At 63.5% G+C, this 18,256-nt stretch carries 19 protein-coding genes; 8 read left to right on the top strand and 11 right to left on the bottom strand.

Features of this window, described 5'->3' with window-relative positions:
• Position 1 precedes the first annotated feature (1 nt).
• From purF to radA, 3 genes are all read right to left on the bottom strand, one after another.
• Positions 2–1,489, bottom strand: a complete 1,488-nt coding sequence (gene purF / locus ACQ6S1_RS01760; RefSeq protein ID WP_445039447.1) for an amidophosphoribosyltransferase — start codon at positions 1,487–1,489, stop codon at positions 2–4.
• Between the two features lie 27 nt (positions 1,490–1,516).
• The gene (locus ACQ6S1_RS01765; RefSeq protein WP_445039448.1) at positions 1,517–2,185 is read right to left on the bottom strand and encodes a CvpA family protein; all 669 of its coding nucleotides are present in this window, start codon (positions 2,183–2,185) and stop codon (positions 1,517–1,519) included.
• A 69-nt stretch (positions 2,186–2,254) separates the two neighbouring features.
• Positions 2,255–3,691, bottom strand: a complete 1,437-nt coding sequence (gene radA, locus ACQ6S1_RS01770) for a DNA repair protein RadA (RefSeq protein WP_445039449.1) — start codon at positions 3,689–3,691, stop codon at positions 2,255–2,257.
• Between the two features lie 200 nt (positions 3,692–3,891).
• Between radA and msrB the strand changes: the two genes are divergently transcribed.
• A complete protein-coding gene (gene msrB / locus ACQ6S1_RS01775) occupies positions 3,892–4,386 on the top strand; it encodes a peptide-methionine (R)-S-oxide reductase MsrB (protein WP_445039450.1) in 495 nt (164 codons plus the stop codon).
• Between the two features lie 6 nt (positions 4,387–4,392).
• Here the strand turns inward: msrB and alr are convergent, their stop codons facing one another.
• From alr to rpsF, 6 genes are all read right to left on the bottom strand, one after another.
• Complete coding sequence (alr, locus tag ACQ6S1_RS01780; RefSeq protein WP_445039451.1) at positions 4,393–5,502, bottom strand: alanine racemase; 1,110 nt, start codon at positions 5,500–5,502, stop codon at positions 4,393–4,395.
• Positions 5,502–7,001, bottom strand: coding sequence for a replicative DNA helicase (locus tag ACQ6S1_RS01785; protein ID WP_445040231.1), 1,500 nt, complete (start codon positions 6,999–7,001; stop codon positions 5,502–5,504). The genes alr and ACQ6S1_RS01785 overlap by 1 nt, the downstream gene beginning before the upstream one ends.
• 192 nt (positions 7,002–7,193) lie before the next feature.
• Positions 7,194–7,745, bottom strand: coding sequence for a 50S ribosomal protein L9 (gene rplI, locus ACQ6S1_RS01790; protein ID WP_445039452.1), 552 nt, complete (start codon positions 7,743–7,745; stop codon positions 7,194–7,196).
• 39 nt (positions 7,746–7,784) lie between these two features.
• Entirely contained in the window at positions 7,785–8,759 is a 975-nt protein-coding gene (locus ACQ6S1_RS01795) for a DUF2232 domain-containing protein (RefSeq protein ID WP_445039453.1), read from the bottom strand.
• 135 nt (positions 8,760–8,894) lie between these two features.
• Positions 8,895–9,143 (bottom strand): 30S ribosomal protein S18, encoded by a 249-nt coding sequence (gene rpsR, locus ACQ6S1_RS01800; protein ID WP_445039454.1) that lies wholly within the window; start codon positions 9,141–9,143, stop codon positions 8,895–8,897.
• Positions 9,140–9,562: a 30S ribosomal protein S6 gene (gene rpsF / locus ACQ6S1_RS01805; protein ID WP_445039455.1), complete on the bottom strand. Its 423-nt coding sequence runs from the start codon at positions 9,560–9,562 to the stop codon at positions 9,140–9,142. Before rpsF ends, rpsR begins: the two co-directional genes overlap by 4 nt.
• Before the next feature lie 318 nt (positions 9,563–9,880).
• Here rpsF and fabD point away from each other — a divergent pair, with 318 nt between their 5' ends.
• The 7 genes from fabD (at position 9,881) to gmk (ending at position 16,402) form a co-directional block, all read left to right on the top strand.
• Positions 9,881–10,816 carry an ACP S-malonyltransferase gene (gene fabD, locus ACQ6S1_RS01810; protein ID WP_445039456.1) on the top strand — a complete coding sequence of 312 codons (936 nt, stop codon included), beginning with the start codon at positions 9,881–9,883 and terminating at the stop codon, positions 10,814–10,816.
• A gap of 12 nt (positions 10,817–10,828) precedes the next feature.
• Positions 10,829–11,566: a 3-oxoacyl-[acyl-carrier-protein] reductase gene (gene fabG, locus ACQ6S1_RS01815; protein ID WP_445039457.1), complete on the top strand. Its 738-nt coding sequence runs from the start codon at positions 10,829–10,831 to the stop codon at positions 11,564–11,566.
• A gap of 353 nt (positions 11,567–11,919) precedes the next feature.
• Entirely contained in the window at positions 11,920–12,156 is a 237-nt protein-coding gene (locus ACQ6S1_RS01820; protein WP_445039458.1) for an acyl carrier protein, read from the top strand.
• A 45-nt stretch (positions 12,157–12,201) separates the two neighbouring features.
• On the top strand, positions 12,202–13,464 hold the full coding sequence (fabF, locus tag ACQ6S1_RS01825; RefSeq protein WP_445039459.1) for a beta-ketoacyl-ACP synthase II: 1,263 nt from the start codon (positions 12,202–12,204) through the stop codon (positions 13,462–13,464).
• Positions 13,465–13,736: 272 nt separating this feature from the next.
• The gene (gene mltG, locus ACQ6S1_RS01830) at positions 13,737–14,759 is read left to right on the top strand and encodes an endolytic transglycosylase MltG (protein WP_445039460.1); all 1,023 of its coding nucleotides are present in this window, start codon (positions 13,737–13,739) and stop codon (positions 14,757–14,759) included.
• A 96-nt stretch (positions 14,760–14,855) separates the two neighbouring features.
• On the top strand, positions 14,856–15,743 hold the full coding sequence (locus tag ACQ6S1_RS01835; RefSeq protein WP_445039461.1) for a YicC/YloC family endoribonuclease: 888 nt from the start codon (positions 14,856–14,858) through the stop codon (positions 15,741–15,743).
• Positions 15,740–16,402: a guanylate kinase gene (gene gmk, locus ACQ6S1_RS01840; RefSeq protein ID WP_445039462.1), complete on the top strand. Its 663-nt coding sequence runs from the start codon at positions 15,740–15,742 to the stop codon at positions 16,400–16,402. Before ACQ6S1_RS01835 ends, gmk begins: the two co-directional genes overlap by 4 nt.
• On the opposite strand, the gene rsmA is transcribed toward gmk, so the two are convergent.
• A complete protein-coding gene (gene rsmA / locus ACQ6S1_RS01845; RefSeq protein WP_445039463.1) occupies positions 16,399–17,247 on the bottom strand; it encodes a 16S rRNA (adenine(1518)-N(6)/adenine(1519)-N(6))-dimethyltransferase RsmA in 849 nt (282 codons plus the stop codon). The genes gmk and rsmA overlap by 4 nt on opposite strands.
• Positions 17,244–18,251: a 4-hydroxythreonine-4-phosphate dehydrogenase PdxA gene (pdxA, locus tag ACQ6S1_RS01850; RefSeq protein WP_445039464.1), complete on the bottom strand. Its 1,008-nt coding sequence runs from the start codon at positions 18,249–18,251 to the stop codon at positions 17,244–17,246. The genes rsmA and pdxA overlap by 4 nt, the downstream gene beginning before the upstream one ends.
• Positions 18,252–18,256: the final 5 nt, after the last annotated feature.

An 18,256-nucleotide genomic window follows, 5' to 3' on the forward strand; every position in this document is an offset into this window, starting at 1 on the left:
ATCAGCTCGCTTCTGCCAGCAAGGACAATTGCTTCGCACCGCCGGCTTCCCCGGTCATGTCGGTCAGCGGCGTCGGGTAATCGCCGGTAAAGCAATGGTCGGAGAACTGCGGATTCTCGGGATCGCGGACACCTTCGCCCATTGCCCGGTAGAGACCGTCGACCGACAGGAAGGCCAGTGAATCGGCCCCGATGAATTGTCGCATGCCCTCGAGATCGAGACGTGCCGCAAGAAGCTTGTCGCGCTCGGGCGTATCAATTCCATAGAAATCGGAATGGGTGATCGGCGGGCTGGCGAGGCGGAAGTGAACTTCCTTCGCGCCGGCATCACGCATCATCTGCACGATCTTCAGAGAGGTCGTTCCCCGGACGAGGCTGTCGTCCACGAGCACGATGCGCTTGCCCTCCACGCGGCTGCGGTTTGCCGCATGCTTCAGGCGCACGCCCAGCTCGCGAATACGTTGCGTCGGCTGGATGAAGGTACGGCCCACATAGTGATTGCGGATGATGCCGAGCTCAAATGGAATGCCGCTCTGCTGGGAAAAGCCGAGCGCCGCGGGCACGCCGGAATCAGGGATAGGCACGATCACATCCGCGGGCACTGCCGATTCGCGGGCCAGCTCCACGCCCATCTGCTTGCGCACGTCATAGACGCTCTTGCCTTGGACGATCGAATCCGGGCGCGAGAAATAGATGAACTCGAAAATGCAGGGGCGAGGATTCTGAGGCGGGAAGGGCTTGTGCGATTCCAGCCCGTGCTCGCTGATGACGACCACTTCGCCGGGCTCGACGTCGCGAATGTACTTCGCGCCGATCATATCGAGCGCACAGGTCTCAGACGCCAAAATGTAATGGCCGTCGAGCTCCCCGAGCACGAGGGGGCGGATGCCGAGCGGATCGCGCGCGCCCACCAGTTTCTTCGTGGTCAGCGCCACGAAGGCGTAGGCGCCCTCGAGGTGGCGGACGGCATCGATGAAGCGGTCGAGAAAGCGATTGCGCTGGCTGCGGGCGACCAGATGAAGAATGACTTCGGTGTCCGTCGTGGACTGGCAGATCGCGCCGTCCTGGACAAGCTGGCGGCGCAGCGCGTGCGCATTCGTGAGATTGCCGTTGTGAGCGACCGCGAAACCACCCGTCGCCAGTTCCGCGAACAGGGGCTGCACGTTGCGCAATATGGTTTCGCCGGTCGTCGAATACCGATTATGGCCGATGGAGGCATTGCCGGGCAGGCGCTCGATGACCGCGGCGTCCGAAAAATTGTCACCCACGAGGCCCATGCGTTTTTCAGCATGAAAACGGGTGCCGTCATAGGTGACGATGCCGGATGCTTCCTGGCCGCGATGCTGTAACGCATGCAGACCGAGCGCCGTGACCGCGGAGGCATCGGGATGGCCGAAAATGCCGAACACGCCACATTCCTCGTGCAGGCGGTCAGCCTCCAGCTCACGCCAGAAATCATCCGCCCCGACGGGTTCGGCATCCTTGATCATCTAACACTCCTCACCCTGCCGGGGAGCTCAATTTGGCGCCTGCGTCCCATTCAGGAGACGCTGCATATTCTGCCGCTCGGCGGGCCTGTAGCCGCTATCGCCGGGCGCCTCATTCGGCGTCGTCGCGTCAGCGGGCTGATCCACATCCGGCGCATTGGCCGGATCGCCGCTGCCCGGCAAGTTCTTGAAGCGATTCAAGATGGTGCTCTCGGGGTCTTCCGGCAACAGGCCAAGAAGCTGATTTCCCGTGCTTTCGAGAATCGGGCGAGACGCCGCCTGCGCCGCCCATTGCGGCTGCTGCTGCGCGGGCACGAGCCACGAGAAAAACAGGAAGGCGATCACCGCGAGCAGAAATCCGCGCGCGCCGCCATAAAGGAAACCGAGACCACGATCGAAGGGACCGATGCGGCTGTCGAGGATGGCATCGGACAGCCGCATGGTGATGAGCGACACCACGATCAGCGTCACGATGAAGATCGCGCCGCCAGTCATCGCATCGACCAGGATCTTGGGCTCCAGATTGATCTGGCTGCGTGCATAATCGCGCACGAGAGGCAGAAAATAAAATGTGGCGAAGCCAGCCGCGGCCCAGGAGGCGATCGACAGCACCTCGCGCGTAAAGCCCCGGACCATGGCCAGCAGGGCGGATATCAGAACCACGCCAATAAGGATGAAATCGAGAAGCGTTATCGACATGAAGTCGCCCTTGGCGGTCTGTTCGCGGCGCGGCGCCCTTATAGCCGGGCAGAACCGCGCCGTCACGCATCATTCATCTGCCGTCGCATCAGCCACATGACGGTGTTGCGGATGAGCACGCGCCGCTCCCCGGCCTCCACGTGCCGCGATCTCCGCAACGAGCGCATCGAGTGCTGTCAGTCCCATCAGAGACAAGCCCGATTCCGGCTTGCCTTCGCCCGAACCGGCAGAGCCTATGGCGCGCGCAAATCCGAGGCGTGCGGCTTCCTTCATTCTCAACCCTGCATGGGACACGGCACGCACGGAACCCGACAGGCTGATCTCGCCGAAGAAAACGCTATCGAGAGGCAGCACCGCGCCGGCGAAGGACGACACAAGTGCGGCAGCCACCGCGATGTCGGCGGCAGGCTCGTTGATGCGCAAGCCGCCGGCCACATTGAGGTAGACGTCGTGACTGCCGAGCCGCAGTCCCGCATGAGCTTCGAGCACGGCGAGGACCATGGAAAGGCGGTTCGAATCCCAGCCCACAACGGCTCGCCTCGGCGTGCCGAGCGAGGAGGGCGCCACAAGCGCCTGGATCTCGACAAGGATCGGCCGGGTACCTTCCATGCCGGCGAACACCGCCACGCCAGGCGCTGCGACGTCGCGGCTGGACAGAAACAGCGCGGAGGGGTTCGCGACGTCTTCCAGCCCGCCGCCCGTCATCGAGAACACGCCGATCTCGTCGGTTGGGCCGAACCGGTTTTTCTGGGCGCGCAGGATGCGGAAGGTATGGCCCTGCTCACCTTCGAAGGAGAGCACCGCATCCACCATGTGCTCGACCACGCGCGGACCCGCGATCTGGCCGTCCTTCGTCACATGGCCGACCAGGATGACGGTCGCACCCGAAGTCTTTGCAAAGCGGATCAGCGCCTGCGAGGCCGCACGCACCTGCGTGACGGTGCCGGGAGCCGATTCCACGCTGGCGGTCCACATGGTCTGAATCGAATCGATGATGACGAATCGCGGCGGCGCCCCGTTTCCCAGGGTCGCGAGGATGTCCTCGACGCTGGTCTCCGCGGCGAGTTCCACCGGCGCATCGGAAAGGCCGAGCCGAGCCGCCCGCATCCGTACCTGTGCCGTCGCTTCTTCGCCCGAGATGTAGACCGTTCGGTGCCCGGAGCGCGCCAGTGCGGCGCACGCCTGGATCAGCAAAGTGGATTTGCCGATGCCCGGTTCGCCGCCCAGCAGGATGGCGGAGCCGTGCACGAAGCCGCCGCCGGTCACGCGGTCCAGCTCACCGATGCCAGACTGAATACGCGGCGCCTCTTCGGACACGCCTCCCAGCCCCTCCAGCTCGATTCGGCGGCCGCCCCGTGCGGAGACCGCGCCACCCTTGCCGACCGGCGCGGCGGCGGCTTCCTCCGAGATCGAGTTCCAGGCATTGCAACTGTCGCAGCGGCCCGACCAGCGATTGTGGACGGCGCCGCAAGCTTGGCAGACAAAAGTGGAACGTGCGCGTGCCATGAGGTTCTCCCGGACCTCAAGATGCCGAAAATGGCACCGCAACGCCAGCATTTTGTTCCTTGAATGTTCTCATCTGGCGTTCCGCATCGGCAGCAACTCGCATTCTGACCCACGTCACGAGTCCGCTCTCATCTTCGTGACCGGTCCGGTGCAGCCCTGGCGGCATCCGCGCCGTATCTGTTCGTATCGGAGGATCGGACATGGTCGGCAGACGAAGCATTCTTCTTGGCGGCTTGGCGCTTGCGGGCCTTCTCGTATTTCGCGGACGTGGCGTCGTGGCACCGGCCATGGCCGAATCGTTCGAGATCGAGAAAACCGCCGAGGAATGGCGCAGGATCCTGACCCCGCAGCAATTCGCCGTGCTCCGGCAGGAGAGCACGGAGGCGCCGTTTACGAGCCCGCTGAACGACGAGCATCGGGAAGGCAGGTTCGTCTGCGCCGGTTGCGAATTGCCGTTGTTCTCGTCCGCCACGAAATTCGACAGCCGCACCGGTTGGCCGAGTTTCTGGGAGCCGTTGCCCAAGGCAATAGGCACGCGCAGGGATTATAAGCTGGTGCTGCCCCGCACGGAGGTTCACTGCCGGCGTTGCGGAGGACATCTGGGACATGTGTTCGACGACGGGCCGAAGCCCACAGGCCTGCGCTATTGCATGAACGGGGTAGCGATGACCTTCGTGCCGAAAGCGGCCGCCTGAATTGCCCTAGGCGATGTAGGCGCGTGCATACCTCGAGCCGAGGCTTGTGAGGATTTCATAGCCGATCGTCCCGGCGCGTTCCGCGATCTGATCGACGCCGATACCGTCACCGATCAGGATCGCTTCGCCGCCCCGCTGCGCCGCGTCCTCGGGAACGTCGGTGACATCGATCGCCAGCAGGTCCATCGAGATCCGGCCGACGAGCGGGCAAGGCTGTCCCCCGACAAGTGCGAACGTGCCCTCACGGTCGTCGCAGGAGCCGCCGGCACGCAGGAAACCATCGGCATATCCGACGGAGACGATGGCGATGCGGGACGGACGCTGCATCGTCTGCGCTGCGCCGTAGCCCACGCTTTCGCCGCCATCCACCGCGCGGACCTGCACGATGCGGCCTGCAAGCCGCACCACCGGCCGCATCGGATTGTGCTCGGAGGGGATCGGATTGCTCCCGTAGAGCGCAATGCCGGGTCGGCAGAGATCGAACCACGATTCGGGTATGGACAGGGTTGCCGCCGAATTCGCGAGGCTCGCCGCGACGCCGGGAAAAAGCCGTGCGGCCCGTGCGAAAACGTCAACCTGCCGGGCGGTCAATGAATGGCCGGGTTCGTCGGCACACGCCAGATGGCTCATGAGGAGGGAAGGGCGAAAGCCGAGCCTACCGGCCGAGCGGCGTTCCGCCACTTCGAGTGCGCCTGAGAAATCCAGACCGAGCCTGTTCATTCCCGTGTCGATGTGGATGGCCGCCTCACCGGAATTCTCGTCGGAAATCTGTGCGGCCCATTCCTCGATCTCGGCAAGGCTGCCGAGCACCGGTCGGATGCGAGATTCCCTGAAACGGGTCGACGCGCCAGGCGCGAGGCCGTTCAGCACGTAGATGACCGCGTCGGGCAAAACGTCCCGAACAACGAGCGCCTCCGCCAGATGCGCTACGAAGAACGTACGCGCGCCGGCATTCCAGAGCGCCGCGGACACCTCCCGTGCGCCCAGGCCATAAGCGTCCGCCTTTACCACGGCTGCGCATTCCGCCGGAGCCACGCGCTGCGCGAGCGCGCTCCAATTGTCGGCGATAGCCCCGAGATCGATCGTCAGCCGCGCGCCTTCGAATCCATCACTCATCAATCGCCCATCCTCTCGGGCAGGTAATCCTCGCGCGCCAGATTGCCGAAACGGGTCAGTTCGGCCTCGAATTGCACCTGCACCGTGCCGGTCGGGCCGTGACGTTGCTTGCCGATGATGACCTCGGCCTTACCGTGCAGGAGGTCCATCTCGGACTGCCATTTGATGTGTTCTTCGGTGCCTTCGCGGGGCTGTTTGTTCTTGTGGTAATATTCCTCGCGGAACACGAACATCACGACATCGGCGTCCTGCTCGATCGAGCCGGATTCACGCAGGTCGGAGAGCTGGGGACGCTTGTCGTCGCGACTTTCGACCTGACGCGACAGCTGCGACAGCGCGATGATGGGAACGTTCAGCTCTTTTGCCAGCGCCTTGAGGCCAGTGGTGATCTCGGTCACTTCCTGCACGCGGCCGGCATCCTTCTTGGCCGATCCCGAAAGCAGCTGAATATAGTCCACGACCAGGAGATCGAGGCCGCGCTGGCGCTGCAGGCGACGGGCGCGGGCGGTCAGCTGCGAGATGGTGATGCCGCCGGTCTCGTCGATGTAGAGCGGCACCGTCTGCATCTGCCGTGCCGCATCCGACAATCTGACGAATTCGCCTTCGGAGATGTCGCCGCGTCGGATCTTGTAGGAGGGCAGGCCGGATTGCTCGGCGATGATACGCGTTGCCAACTGCTCGGCCGACATTTCCAGGGAGAAGAAGCCGACAATCCCGCCGTCCACGGTCTTGAGGTTGCCATCCGGGCCTTCCTCGCCGCGCCAGGCTTTGGCGATGTTGAAGGCGATGTTGGTCGCGAGCGCGGTCTTGCCCATGCCGGGGCGTCCCGCCACGATGACAAGGTCGGAGCGCTGCAGGCCGCCCATCATCTTGTCGAGATCGTCGAGCCCCGTGGCTACGCCGGAGAGATGGCCGTCGCGCTTGAACGCGTTCGCCGCCATATCGACGGCGGTGTAGAGCGCGTCTGCGAAGCGCTGGAAACCGCCCTCATAGCGGCCGAGCTCGGCCACGGCATAAAGCTGGCGCTCCGCCTCCTCGATCTGCTGACGCGGGGGCATGTCGACAGGCGCGTCATAGGCCACATTGACCATGTCCTCGCCGATATTGATCAGCGAGCGCCGGATCGCGAGGTCGTAGATCGTGCGGCCATAATCCTGCGCGTTGATGACGCTGGTTGCCTCCGCGGCGAGCCGCGCGAGGTATTGCGTCAGGGTCAGGCCACCGAGATCGACATCGCTCGGCAGGAAGGTCTTCAGCGTGACGGGCGTCGCCACCTTGCCGGCGCGGATCAGGCCTGCGGTGATCTCGTAGACCTTCTGGTGCAGCGGCTCGAAGAAATGATGGGGCTCGAGGAAGTCGGAGACCCGATAGAACGCCTCGTTGTTGACGAGGATCGCGCCCAGCAGCGCCTGTTCCGCTTCGATGTTGTGCGGCGCCATGCGGTAGGCAGGTTCCTGCACGTTGGTGAGCGCGCGGGCGGTGTTGTCGCCGAAGGCCATATTGTTCTGTCCGGAGAGCGTGTCGGAGGCTTTTGCGATCTTGCCGCCGGCTCCCCCGATTCCCGAGTCCATTCACGGCATCAACAGCAGTTCACAGGCTTGGGTGCAAGGGCTCGTCTTTGCGCTTGACGTCTCCAAACACGCAAGGCCCGGGACATGCCCGGGCCTTGGCCAATCGCAAATCGTGCGAGATCAGGCTTCGTCGTCGGAGCCGGTTTCTTCGGGAACGAACGTCTCGAACGCCACTTCCTCGGCGCGCTGGGTCAGGTCTTCGCCCTTGGTCTGGCGCTCGGCTTCGGAGGCGCTGCGGGCGACGTTGACGGTCACCGTCACGTCGACTTCCGGATGCAGCGAGATCTCGACCTGGTGCAGGCCGATGGTCTTGATGGCCGTGTTGAGCACGACCTGCTGGCGCGAAACACTGAAGCCGGCTGCGGTCAGGGCTTCGGCGACGTCGCGACCGGACACCGAACCGTAGAGCTGGCCGGTCTCGCCTGCCTGGCGGATAATGACCACGCTCTGGCCGTTGAGCTGCTCGCCAACCTTGTCGGCTTCCTGGCGAAGCTCGAGGTTGCGCGCTTCGAGCTGCACGCGCTCACGCTCGAAGCGGGCCTTGCTCGCTGCGGTCGCGCGAAGGGCCTTGCCCTGCGGCAGAAGGAAGTTGCGAGCGTAGCCGTCCTTGACGCGGACTTCCTCGCCCATCTGGCCGAGCTTTGCGATGCGCTCGAGAAGAATAACCTGCATTTCGTAGTCTCCAGTCTGAATGATCGTTTTTGAAAGGGGTCAGTGTTTGGTGTTCGCGGGTGGACGGCCGCGCGCCGCGAGCCGGGCGCGAAGCTGGAACACATGCTCGGCAATGCCGAGCGCCGCGAGAAAGATGAGCGTCCAGGTCTGCACCGCGAGAAGAAGATAGGTCGCGGTCAGTATCATCGTTCGCCCCCCGACGCCGCGGGTTGCGGAATGGAGGAAGGCGAGGCCAAGCAGCGAAAAAACGATGGCAAGCGCTGCGGCCACGATGGAGAACGGAAAGCCGATATCCGGCCCCCCGATAAAGCTGCCGAATAGCGCCACGCCGAAAGCGGCGAGAACGAAACGCGGCAACGAAATGGCCGAAAGGTCTGGCCAGGGCCGCGTCAAGCGCTGCGAGGCCTGCGCGATCCGTCCTGCGACCCACAGGTTGAACACCATGTTGGCCGTCCAGATGGCAGCCCCGACGGGCGGCAGAGCCGAAACCGCGAGTTCAGTCACCCGCGCCGCGTCTCCGCCACCGGGCAGGACGATCGGCGCACCGGGCGCCGCGCCCGTTTCATGGCGCAGGAAGTTCTCGAAAGTCGTGCGCAGCATGTCGCGATAATCGCTGATCGACCCGGTCATCAGGATGCTGAGCAAAATAAGGCTCGAGCCGAGCACGGCGATCCATACCAAAAGGCGGCCGATCGGATACCAATCGACGCCGTCTTCCGGTTGTTCGCCGCGCGGGCGAGCTAGCAGAGCGAGGTAGCCGAGCCACCAGGCCGGCAGGCCGATCGATACGGCGTAACCGCGCGCCGTCTCGAAGCCCGTCAATCCCAGCAGGAACGCGCTTGCACCGAGCGCACCGACGAGGCCGGCACGATGGTTCCAGCCGATCGAGGCCAGCAGGATGGGAAGCGGCGCGAAAAGGAACAGCAGGACGGCCAGCATCGATCCCGACAGGAGCGAGAGGCTGAGGGTCGCGGATGCCGCGCCGCTTGCGAGTCCTACGATGAAAAGGGTCATGCTTCCAGCTGTCCCGCTTGTGCAGCGGTTAGAGGTCGGTCCGTGCCGCCCCAACCATTTCGGTCCGCCAAAAAGACGTCCCGTTGCTCGTGTGAGCGAAGAGGCCGCTCCGCTGATCCGGAGCGGCCCCTGATCTTACTTGATGACGTAGGGCAGGAGGCCCAGGAAGCGGGCGCGCTTGATGGCGCGGGCCAGCTCGCGCTGCTTCTTCTGCGAAACGGCGGTGATGCGCGAAGGAACGATCTTGCCGCGCTCGGAGATGTAGCGCTGCAGGAGCTTCACGTCCTTGTAGTCGATCTTGGGCGCGTTCGGGCCGCTGAAGGGGCAGGTCTTGCGGCGGCGGAAGAACGGGCGGCGTGCGCCGGCTGCGGACGACGTGCTCATGCTTCCTCTCCCTCGGTAACGGCCTCTTCACGGCGCTCTTCACGACGCGGGCGGTCGCCACGATCGCCGCGCTCGCCACGGTCACGCTCGTCGCGGTCGCGGCGCTGCATCACGGCCGACGGCTCGGTCTCGTGCTCTTCGACGCGGATGGTCATCACGCGCAGGACGTCTTCGTTGATCTTCTGCTGACGCTCCAGCTCGGTGATCGCCGCGGCAGGCGCGGTGATGTTCATGAGCGTGTAGTGCGCCTTGCGGTTCTTGGCGATGCGGAAGGCCAGGCCCTTCACACCCCAATATTCGGTCTTGCCGACTTCGCCACCGTTCTCGGTGATGATGGTCTTGTACTGCTCCAGAAGTTCCTCGACCTGCTGTGAGGTGAGGTCCTGGCGCGCCAGAAATACATGCTCGTAAAGCGGCATGGTGGTGAGCCTTTCGTTCGGTTGTCGGATGCCCGCCCGGCGCTGAGCCCTTCGAGCCCGGATAAGGCTCGAACCACTCTCGAAGGCGGAGACACGGGACGCCGGGCTCTCGAAAAGCCCTGCCGCGCAGGCGCGGCCGTCCGTTCAGCCCCCGGCCGAGGCATCACGAAGCGTGGCCTTATACGCGAAATGGCGTTGATTGCAATTGTAGGGAGCCGCAAAGCCCGCCGCCGCACCTTTTTCCGGGCTTTGCTTGACAGGGCGCGGCCGCGACGTGTCTCTGCCCGACCGCACGAAAGAAAGCAGAAAGGGACAGAAATGGCCATCGCGTTCGTCTTCCCCGGGCAGGGCAGCCAGCAGGTCGGCATGGGCCGCGCCTTGGCCGAGGCCTTTCCGGCGGCCCGCGCCGTGTTCGAAGAGGTCGATTCCGCGTTGGGTCAGGATCTGTCGAGCCTGATGTGGAACGGCCCCGAGGCCGACCTCACCCTGACGGCCAACACTCAGCCGGCGCTTCTCGCGGTCTCCATCGCTGCCTTGCGCGTGCTCGAGAGCGAGCGGGGCGTTGATCTGGCGCGCGACGTGAAGTTCGTCGCCGGTCATTCCCTGGGCGAATATTCCGCGCTGTGCGCTGCGGGCAGCCTGTCCTTGTCCGATGCCGCGCGTCTTCTGCGTGTGCGTGGCAATGCCATGCAGGAAGCCGTGCCCGTGGGGCAGGGCGGCATGGCAGCCCTGATCGGCACTGACCCGGACGCCGCACGGGAAATCGCAGCCGAGGCGGCTGGCGCCGAAGTCCTGACGATCGCCAACGACAATGGTGGTGGACAGGTGGTCGTGTCCGGCCACAAGGCGGCCGCCGAGCGGGCCATCGAGATCGCCAAGGCGCGGGGTGTGAAGCGCGGGCTTCTGTTGCCGGTGTCCGCGCCGTTCCATTCGCCGCTCATGGCCCCCGCCGCCGACATCATGCGTGAAGCCTTGGCGAGCGCCACGATCAATCCGCCGAAGGTTCCCGTCGTCGCCAACATGACGGCCGAGGCGGTCACGGATCCCGAAACGATTCGCCGCCTTCTCGTCGAGCAGGTCACGGGCACGGTTCGCTGGCGCGAAAGCGTGGCCTATATGGCCACAAATGGCGTCACGCGGTTCATCGAACTCGGCGCCGGCAAGGTCCTCGCGGGTCTCGTCAAGCGCATCGCCGATGGCGCAACGGCACAGTCCGTCGGCACGTCCGACGATGTGGCCGCGTTCACTCTTTAAAGGAGAGCATCCATGTTCGATTTGACCGGAAAGAAGGCGCTCGTCACCGGTGCCACGGGCGGCATCGGTGGCGATATCGCGCGCGCTCTTCATGCCCGGGGCGCCCATGTCGCGCTCTCGGGCACGCGTCGCGAAGTTCTTCAGGAGATCGCCGGGGGTCTCGGCGAGCGCAGCCATGTGGTGCCGTGCAATCTCGCCGATTCGGCGGCGGTCGACGCCCTTGCCGGAGAGGCCGAGGAGGCGCTTGGCGGGCTCGACATCGTCGTCCACAACGCCGGCATCACGCGCGACAATCTGTTCATGCGGATGAAGGACGAGGAATGGGATCAGGTTCTCGCCGTCAATCTCACGGCGGGTTTCCGGCTCTACCGTGCCGCCTTGCGCGGCATGATGAAAAGGCGCGCGGGGCGGCTCATCGGCATCACGTCCATCGTCGGTGTCACCGGCAATCCGGGGCAGGGCAATTATGCCGCTTCCAAAGCCGGGATGATCGGCATGTCGAAATCACTCGCCCAGGAAGTCGCCAGCCGCAACGTGACGGTGAACTGCGTGGCACCGGGTTTCATCGCCACGCCCATGACGGATGTGCTCAACGAAAAGCAGAAGGAAGCGATCATCGGCCGTGTCCCGGCCGCGCGCCTCGGCACGGGCGCCGATATCGCGGCTGCCGTGCTTTATCTGGCGAGTGACGAAGCCGGCTATGTCACCGGGCAGACACTGCACGTGAACGGCGGCATGGCCATGATCTGACACCGGGATTCACGTGCGGATGCGGTTATTCGGCGCTGTTCATGTGCGGCTGCGGCGCGACTTCGTCTCCCATCCGCCTTTGTGCAGCTTTCTTGCCGGATGGGGGAAACCTTGACGGGATTGCGGCGTTTTCACAGCCGTCGTCAGGCCTCGCGGGCTTGTGGTCAAGGCGGAATAAGTGTGTTAATCGACCCGCGATTTGGGCCTGGGGGAACACGGTTGAAGGTGGGCGTCGCGATGGTGCGGCGCTTTCAAGTCAGCTAAACGGGCACAACCATCCATGCCCGAGCGGGGGCGGCTGAAGAGCCGGTCATCGTGGCGGCAGAATTTCAACACAGTTTGAGGAACGAGCGATGAGCGACATTGCCGACCGGGTTAAGAAGATCGTCATCGAGCATCTCGGCGTTGACGCCGAGAAGGTGACGGACAATGCCAGCTTCATCGACGATCTGGGTGCGGACAGCCTGGACACGGTCGAGCTCGTAATGGCGTTCGAGGAAGAATTCGGCGTGGAGATCCCGGATGATGCCGCGGAGACCATTCTGACGGTTGGCGATGCCACCCGCTTCCTTGAGAAGAACGTAGCCTGATGTGAGGATCGGGAAGCGCCGGGAGCGCTTCCCGCAGGAGCTTTGATGAGACGGGTTGTCGTTACCGGGATCGGAATGGTGTCTCCCCTTGCCGAAGGGGCTGAGCTGACGTGGCAGCGTCTTCTGGCGGGCCAGAGTGGCGCCAGGCCTATCGAAAAATTTGAGGTTTCGGACCTTCCGTGCCGCATCGCGGCCAGCGTGCCGCGCGGTTCCGGCGAAGGGGAGTTCAACCCCGACGCGTGGATGGAGCCGAAAGAGCAGCGCAAGGTCGATGATTTCATTATCTTTGCGATGAGCGCGGCCGGCCAGGCATTGAACGACGCCGATTGGCACCCCGAATCCGACGACGATCAATGCGCGACCGGCGTCCTTATCGGCTCCGGAATCGGCGGCATCGAAGGCATCGCCGAGGCGGCCCTTATTCTTAAGGAAAAGGGTCCCCGCCGTATTTCTCCCTTCTTCATTCCCGGCCGTCTCATCAATCTAGCCGGTGGTTACGTCTCCATCGCTCACGGCCTGCGTGGCCCGAATCATGCGGTCGTTACGGCCTGTTCGACGGGTGCGCATGCCATCGGCGATGCGGCGCGCATTGTCGCGTTGGGCGATGCCGACGTCATGGTCGCTGGGGGCACCGAATCGCCGATCAATCGGCTGTCGGTTGCGGGTTTTGCCGCCTGCAAGGCGCTCACCACCAGCTTCAATGACACGCCCGAGAAGGCATCGCGGCCTTACGACAAGGACCGTGACGGCTTCCTGATGGGCGAGGGCGCGGGCGCTGTCGTGCTCGAAGAGCTTGAGCACGCCAAGGCGCGGGGCGCCAAGATTTATGCTGAGGTGATCGGCTACGGCATGTCCGGGGACGCCTATCACATCACCGCCCCCACCGAGGACGGAAACGGCGCGTTCCGCGCCATGAGCGCCGCGTTGAAGCGGGCGGGCATCAGTGCATCTGATCTCGACTACATCAACGCGCACGGCACCTCGACGCCGCTGGGTGATGAGATCGAGCTCGGCGCTGTGGAACGCATCGTCGGAAATGCAGCAGGGCGGATCTCCATGTCGTCCACCAAATCCGCCGTTGGCCATCTCCTGGGTGCTGCGGGCGCGGTCGAGGCGATATTCTCGGTCCTCGCCATCCGCGACAACGTCGCGCCGCCCACGATCAATCTCGACAATCCTTCCGTCGAGACGGCGATCGACTTGGTGCCCAAGGTGAAACGGGAGCGGGAAATCAACACCGTCCTTTCGAATTCGTTCGGTTTCGGCGGCACCAACGCTTCGCTCGTGTTCCGCCGTTACGACGCCTGAACCTGCCTTTCGCCGCATTTGGCGGCGAAGACCGGACCACCACGTCGAACCGGGACCGTTGACCAGCGATGACGCAGGAATATCCGCACGATCGGGATCCGAACGACGCCTCTGCGATTGAGGGCGCGAGCCGGGAAAAGTCTGGCAAAGGCCGATCTTGGTTTGGGCGGCGCGGGAAAAGCCCCGTACCGCAGGATGGGCCTCCCGAGCGGCCTCGTCGTTCGCAGCGCGGGCGCGGAACATTTGTTACGTCGGCAAACGTCATCCTGACTGTGCTGACGTTGGTTCTGCTGATCGCCGCGGCTGGAATTCATTACGGCATCAAGACCTTCGACGAGCCCGGGCCCTTGGCTGCGGATACCTCCGTCGTCATTCCGAAAGGCTCAGGGGTTCGCGACGTCGCGGAACGTCTGGTGCAGGCCGGCGCCATCGAGAGCCAGAACGTCTTCATGGCCGGCGTCCAGCTCAGCGGAAATCGCGGCAAGATGCAGGCCGGCGAATACGAATTCCCCAGGCAGGCCAGCATGCGCCAGATCATGGCGATGATCGCGACGGGGCAGGTGGTCGAGCACACCATCACGATTCCCGAAGGTCTGACGTCTCTCCAGATCGTGGAACGCCTGCAGCAGGAAGACTTGCTGACCGGCGCGATCCGCAACGTTCCGCCGGAAGGAACCTTGCTCCCCGAGACATATCAGGTCGTGCGCGGCACCACCCGCGAGCAATTGATAGCTCGCATGACGCAAGCGCAGCAGAAATTGCTGGATGAGGTGTGGAAGCGCCGCAATCCCGAGGTGCCCGTCAAGTCGCCGCAGGAATTGGTGACACTCGCCTCGATCGTCGAGAAAGAGACGGGTGTTGCCAGCGAACGGCCGCACGTCGCTTCGGTGTTCGTCAATCGCCTTCTGAAGAAGATGCGGATCCAGTCCGATCCCACGATCATCTACGGGTTGGTCGGAGGAAAAGGCACGCTTGGCCGGCCCATCCTGAAGAGCGAGATTCTGCGGCCGACGCCTTACAACACCTACACCATTCCGGCTCTGCCGCCTGGCCCTATCGCAAATCCCGGCCGGGCTTCGATGGAGGCCGTGGCGAATCCTCTTGATACCAACGATCTCTATTTCGTGGCCGATGGCACGGGTGGGCACGCATTTGCGCCGTCCTATGCCGAGCATCGAAAGAACGTCGCGCGCTGGCGGCAGATCGACAGGGCTGGCGAGACCGACCGTGCGCCGCCGGATGCCGTACCGGCCGAGGCATTGGCACCCATCGGCACACCACCGGCGCGACGTTAGGCACATAGTTCCGATGATTCTGGCGGAAGCCGGTTGAGGGGCACGAACCGCTTCTTTATGGTCCGCGCCAATCCGCGTGACCGAATTGGAACCTCGATGAATCTTGCGAGCATGACGGGCTTCGCCCGCGCCGACGGCGCATCCACAGGGATGCGCTGGACGTGGGAGCTCAAGACCGTCAACGCGCGAGGGCTCGACATCCGGCTACGCCTCCCCCCGGGCCTCGATCACATCGAACAAGAAGCCCGCGCCATCATTGGCACCCGCCTCACGCGAGGAACCTGCCACATCAGCCTAACTATATGCCGTGAGGGCGTCGCGCCGGTCATACGCATCAACCAGGACGTGCTGGCTTCAGTCGTTCAGGTTCTGGATGTGCTCCGTCTGCATATCGATGCTACTCCGCCTTCGCTCGATGGTCTCCTTGCAGTGAAAGGGCTGGTCGAGGTTGCAGAACCCGAAACGAAGCCGGATGCACGGGCTGCAGAGCAGGAAACGCTTCTTGCCGGGCTGCGGCTTGCTGTCGAACAACTGGTCGCGTCGAGGCTCGGGGAGGGCCAAGCGCTGACAGTTATTCTCGGCGAGCGCCTCGACTCGATCGAAAAGTTGACGCGACATGCCGATGTGGCTCCTAGCCGTCAGCCGGCTGCGATCCGTGAAAGGCTGGCCGAGCAAGTGCGCGCACTACTCGACACGCATGCTGCGCTCGATCCCGATCGCCTTCATCAAGAGGCCGTGCTGTTAGCCTCAAAAGCCGACATACGGGAAGAGATCGACCGGTTGTATGCTCATGTGCAAACAGCTCGTGGGCTGATCGCGGAGGGTAAGGCCGTAGGACGGAGGCTTGACTTTCTCGCGCAAGAACTCGGCCGTGAATCGAATACACTCTGCGCGAAGTCGAACGATGTGGCGTTGACGGCGATAGGCCTCGAACTCAAAACCACAGTCGAGCAGTTTCGCGAACAGGTGCAGAACGTCGAATGAACGCGGAACGAACCGAAATCGCCCGCCGGGGCATCATGCTGGTGGTTTCATCGCCCTCTGGCGCCGGCAAGACCACATTGACCCGTAATCTTCTGCAAAAAGAGGATAATGTTCTTCTGTCGATCTCCGTTACTACCCGGGAGCGGCGACCCAGTGAGATCGAGGGCGTCCATTATCATTTCATCACGCGCGCCAAGTTTGAGCGTATGCGCGACGCTGGCGATCTCCTCGAATGGGCCGAGGTGCATGGCAATTATTACGGCACACCCCGTGAACCGGTGGATCAAGCGCTTGCTGAGGGCCGCGACGTTCTCTTCGACATCGACTGGCAGGGCACGCAGCAATTACGCGCGAGTGCCCTTAGCCCCGATGTCATAAGCGTGTTCGTTCTTCCGCCTTCAGGGCGCGAACTCAAGGCCCGATTGGAGCGCCGCGCCGAGGACAGCGCGGAGATCATCACACGCCGTCTCGTAAATGCGGCAGAAGAGATCCCGCACTGGCCCGAATACGATTACGTGCTGGTCAATCGCGATCTTGAGAAGAGTTTTGACCGCCTGCGGTCCATTCTCACCGCCGAACGGCTAAAACGAGTTAATGCGTCGGATTTGTCGGCGTTCGTCGATCACCTGCTCGCCGATCTGGAAACGTTGGGTAGTTAGACGCGCTCTGCTTGGAGCGCCCGAGCTAAGGCCGCGAACCCATCCACCGGGATCTCCTCGGCGCGTCGCGTCTCTTCAATTCCGGCAGCAGCCAGCGCCGCAAGCGGATCACGAAAAACGCCCTTGAGGCTTTGCCGCAGCATCTTGCGCCTTTGGCCGAACGCGGCTTGCGTTACTCGTTCGAGATCACGTGCGCTGCAAGGAGCCGGATTGGTGCGCGGGACCAGATGAACGATTGATGACGTTACCTTCGGCGGTGGCACGAACGCCGAAGGGGGCACATCGAATAAGATCTTCGCTTCGCTGCGCCATCCTGCCAACACACCGAGCCGCCCATAGGCTTCTGACCCGGGAGGCGCCACGATCCGCTCCGCTACCTCGCGTTGGAACATCAGCGTTAGCGATTGCCACCAAGAAGGCCACTCCCGTGCGGTGAGCCATCCAACGAGCAGGACGGTGGCGACATTATAGGGAAGATTAGCGACGATCCGTGTTGGCCCGCCGGTCAACTCCGTAGTGGCGTCAAGCTCGAGCGCATCACCCTGGATGACGTTGAGTCGGCCAGGATAATAATCGGCCACCTCTGCCAGTGCGGCCACGGCACGCGGGTCCTTTTCTATGGCCACGACACGCTCAGCGCCAAGCGCGAGGAGTGCGCGCGTCAGGCCGCCTGGGCCCGGTCCCACCTCGACCACTTCAACCCCCTCCAGGGGCCCTGAGGCCCGCGCGATGCGTGCTGTTAGATTGAGGTCGAGCAGAAAGTTTTGCCCAAGGCTCTTGCGCGCGGAAAGTTCGTGCCGCCGGATGACATCGCGAAGAGGGGGCAGATCGTCAATCGCGCTCATGCAACTGGCCGGTGGGCGAGGCGGGCGGCAAGCTTCAGCGCCGCGATCAGGCTTGAGGGACTGGCCACGCCTTTGCCTGCGATATCGAACGCTGTTCCATGGTCGGGCGAGGTCCGAATAAAGGGCAGCCCGAGTGTCACATTGACACCTTCATCGAACGCAAGCGTTTTCAGTGGGATCAGTCCTTGGTCGTGGTACATCGCGAGCACAGCGTCGTAATTCTTGCGCGCAGCCGCATGAAACAAGGTGTCGGCAGGGTAGGGACCGGAGGCAGCTATGCCCTCATCCAAGAGGCGATGGATTGCGGGTGCGATCACTTCTTGATCCTCTCGTCCCAGCGCGCCTTCCTCGCCGGCATGGGGATTCAGGCCCGCGACCGCCAGACGTGGATGCCGGATGCCAAACCGCTCGATCAGATCGCGGGTGACGATCCGGCCCGTTTCGACGATCAAATCCTCCGTCAATGCCTTAGGAACATCGGCCAAGGGAATGTGCACCGTGACCGGCACCACGGCGAGATCGTCGCACCATAACATCATCACCGGCCGTACCATTGTTCCAGTGCGCTGCTCGGCCAGCACGCCCAGATAATCGGTGTGTCCAGGATGAGGAAAGCCGACGCGCATGAGCGGCGCTTTCGCAATCGGGTTCGTCACCACCGCCGAGGTGGCGCCGTCCATTGTCAGGTCGACCGCTCTTCTGATTGATTCAATGACGGCCGGCGCGTCGGCGGCATTTGGAGTGCCGGGCTCGGCCAATACCGCCATTTCAAGTGGGATAACCGGTAAAGCGAACGAAAATAATTCCAGCGCACGTTCCGCCGCCGTCACCGCAATCGGAACGGCCTCTCCGAGTTCACGCGACAGGCTTGCGAGATGGTCGGGATCAGCCAGCAGTGCAAAGGGCGGCACATGCCGTTCGGATCGAAGCAGCCAAGTCCGTAGAGCAAGTTCGGGGCCGATGCCCGCTGGTTCGCCCATGGTGAGCGCTAGGGGCTTGGTCATGATAG

The sequence above is a fragment of the Terrihabitans aquatilis genome (genome assembly GCF_052542005.1).

What these genes read in the sequence shown, in the direction of transcription:
- purF (WP_445039447.1), bottom strand. Translation starts at nt 1,489, where the DNA reads ATGATCAAGGATGCCGAACCCGTCGGGGCGGATGATTTCTGGCGTGAG.
- ACQ6S1_RS01765 (WP_445039448.1), bottom strand. Translation starts at nt 2,185, where the DNA reads ATGTCGATAACGCTTCTCGATTTCATCCTTATTGGCGTGGTTCTGATA.
- radA (WP_445039449.1), bottom strand. Translation starts at nt 3,691, where the DNA reads ATGGCACGCGCACGTTCCACTTTTGTCTGCCAAGCTTGCGGCGCCGTC.
- msrB (WP_445039450.1), top strand. Translation starts at nt 3,892, where the DNA reads ATGGTCGGCAGACGAAGCATTCTTCTTGGCGGCTTGGCGCTTGCGGGC.
- alr (WP_445039451.1), bottom strand. Translation starts at nt 5,502, where the DNA reads ATGAGTGATGGATTCGAAGGCGCGCGGCTGACGATCGATCTCGGGGCT.
- ACQ6S1_RS01785 (WP_445040231.1), bottom strand. Translation starts at nt 7,001, where the DNA reads ATGGCCTTCGGCGACAACACCGCCCGCGCGCTCACCAACGTGCAGGAA.
- rplI (WP_445039452.1), bottom strand. Translation starts at nt 7,745, where the DNA reads ATGCAGGTTATTCTTCTCGAGCGCATCGCAAAGCTCGGCCAGATGGGC.
- ACQ6S1_RS01795 (WP_445039453.1), bottom strand. Translation starts at nt 8,759, where the DNA reads ATGACCCTTTTCATCGTAGGACTCGCAAGCGGCGCGGCATCCGCGACC.
- rpsR (WP_445039454.1), bottom strand. Translation starts at nt 9,143, where the DNA reads ATGAGCACGTCGTCCGCAGCCGGCGCACGCCGCCCGTTCTTCCGCCGC.
- rpsF (WP_445039455.1), bottom strand. Translation starts at nt 9,562, where the DNA reads ATGCCGCTTTACGAGCATGTATTTCTGGCGCGCCAGGACCTCACCTCA.
- fabD (WP_445039456.1), top strand. Translation starts at nt 9,881, where the DNA reads ATGGCCATCGCGTTCGTCTTCCCCGGGCAGGGCAGCCAGCAGGTCGGC.
- fabG (WP_445039457.1), top strand. Translation starts at nt 10,829, where the DNA reads ATGTTCGATTTGACCGGAAAGAAGGCGCTCGTCACCGGTGCCACGGGC.
- ACQ6S1_RS01820 (WP_445039458.1), top strand. Translation starts at nt 11,920, where the DNA reads ATGAGCGACATTGCCGACCGGGTTAAGAAGATCGTCATCGAGCATCTC.
- fabF (WP_445039459.1), top strand. Translation starts at nt 12,202, where the DNA reads ATGAGACGGGTTGTCGTTACCGGGATCGGAATGGTGTCTCCCCTTGCC.
- ACQ6S1_RS01835 (WP_445039461.1), top strand. Translation starts at nt 14,856, where the DNA reads ATGAATCTTGCGAGCATGACGGGCTTCGCCCGCGCCGACGGCGCATCC.
- gmk (WP_445039462.1), top strand. Translation starts at nt 15,740, where the DNA reads ATGAACGCGGAACGAACCGAAATCGCCCGCCGGGGCATCATGCTGGTG.
- rsmA (WP_445039463.1), bottom strand. Translation starts at nt 17,247, where the DNA reads ATGAGCGCGATTGACGATCTGCCCCCTCTTCGCGATGTCATCCGGCGG.
- pdxA (WP_445039464.1), bottom strand. Translation starts at nt 18,251, where the DNA reads ATGACCAAGCCCCTAGCGCTCACCATGGGCGAACCAGCGGGCATCGGC.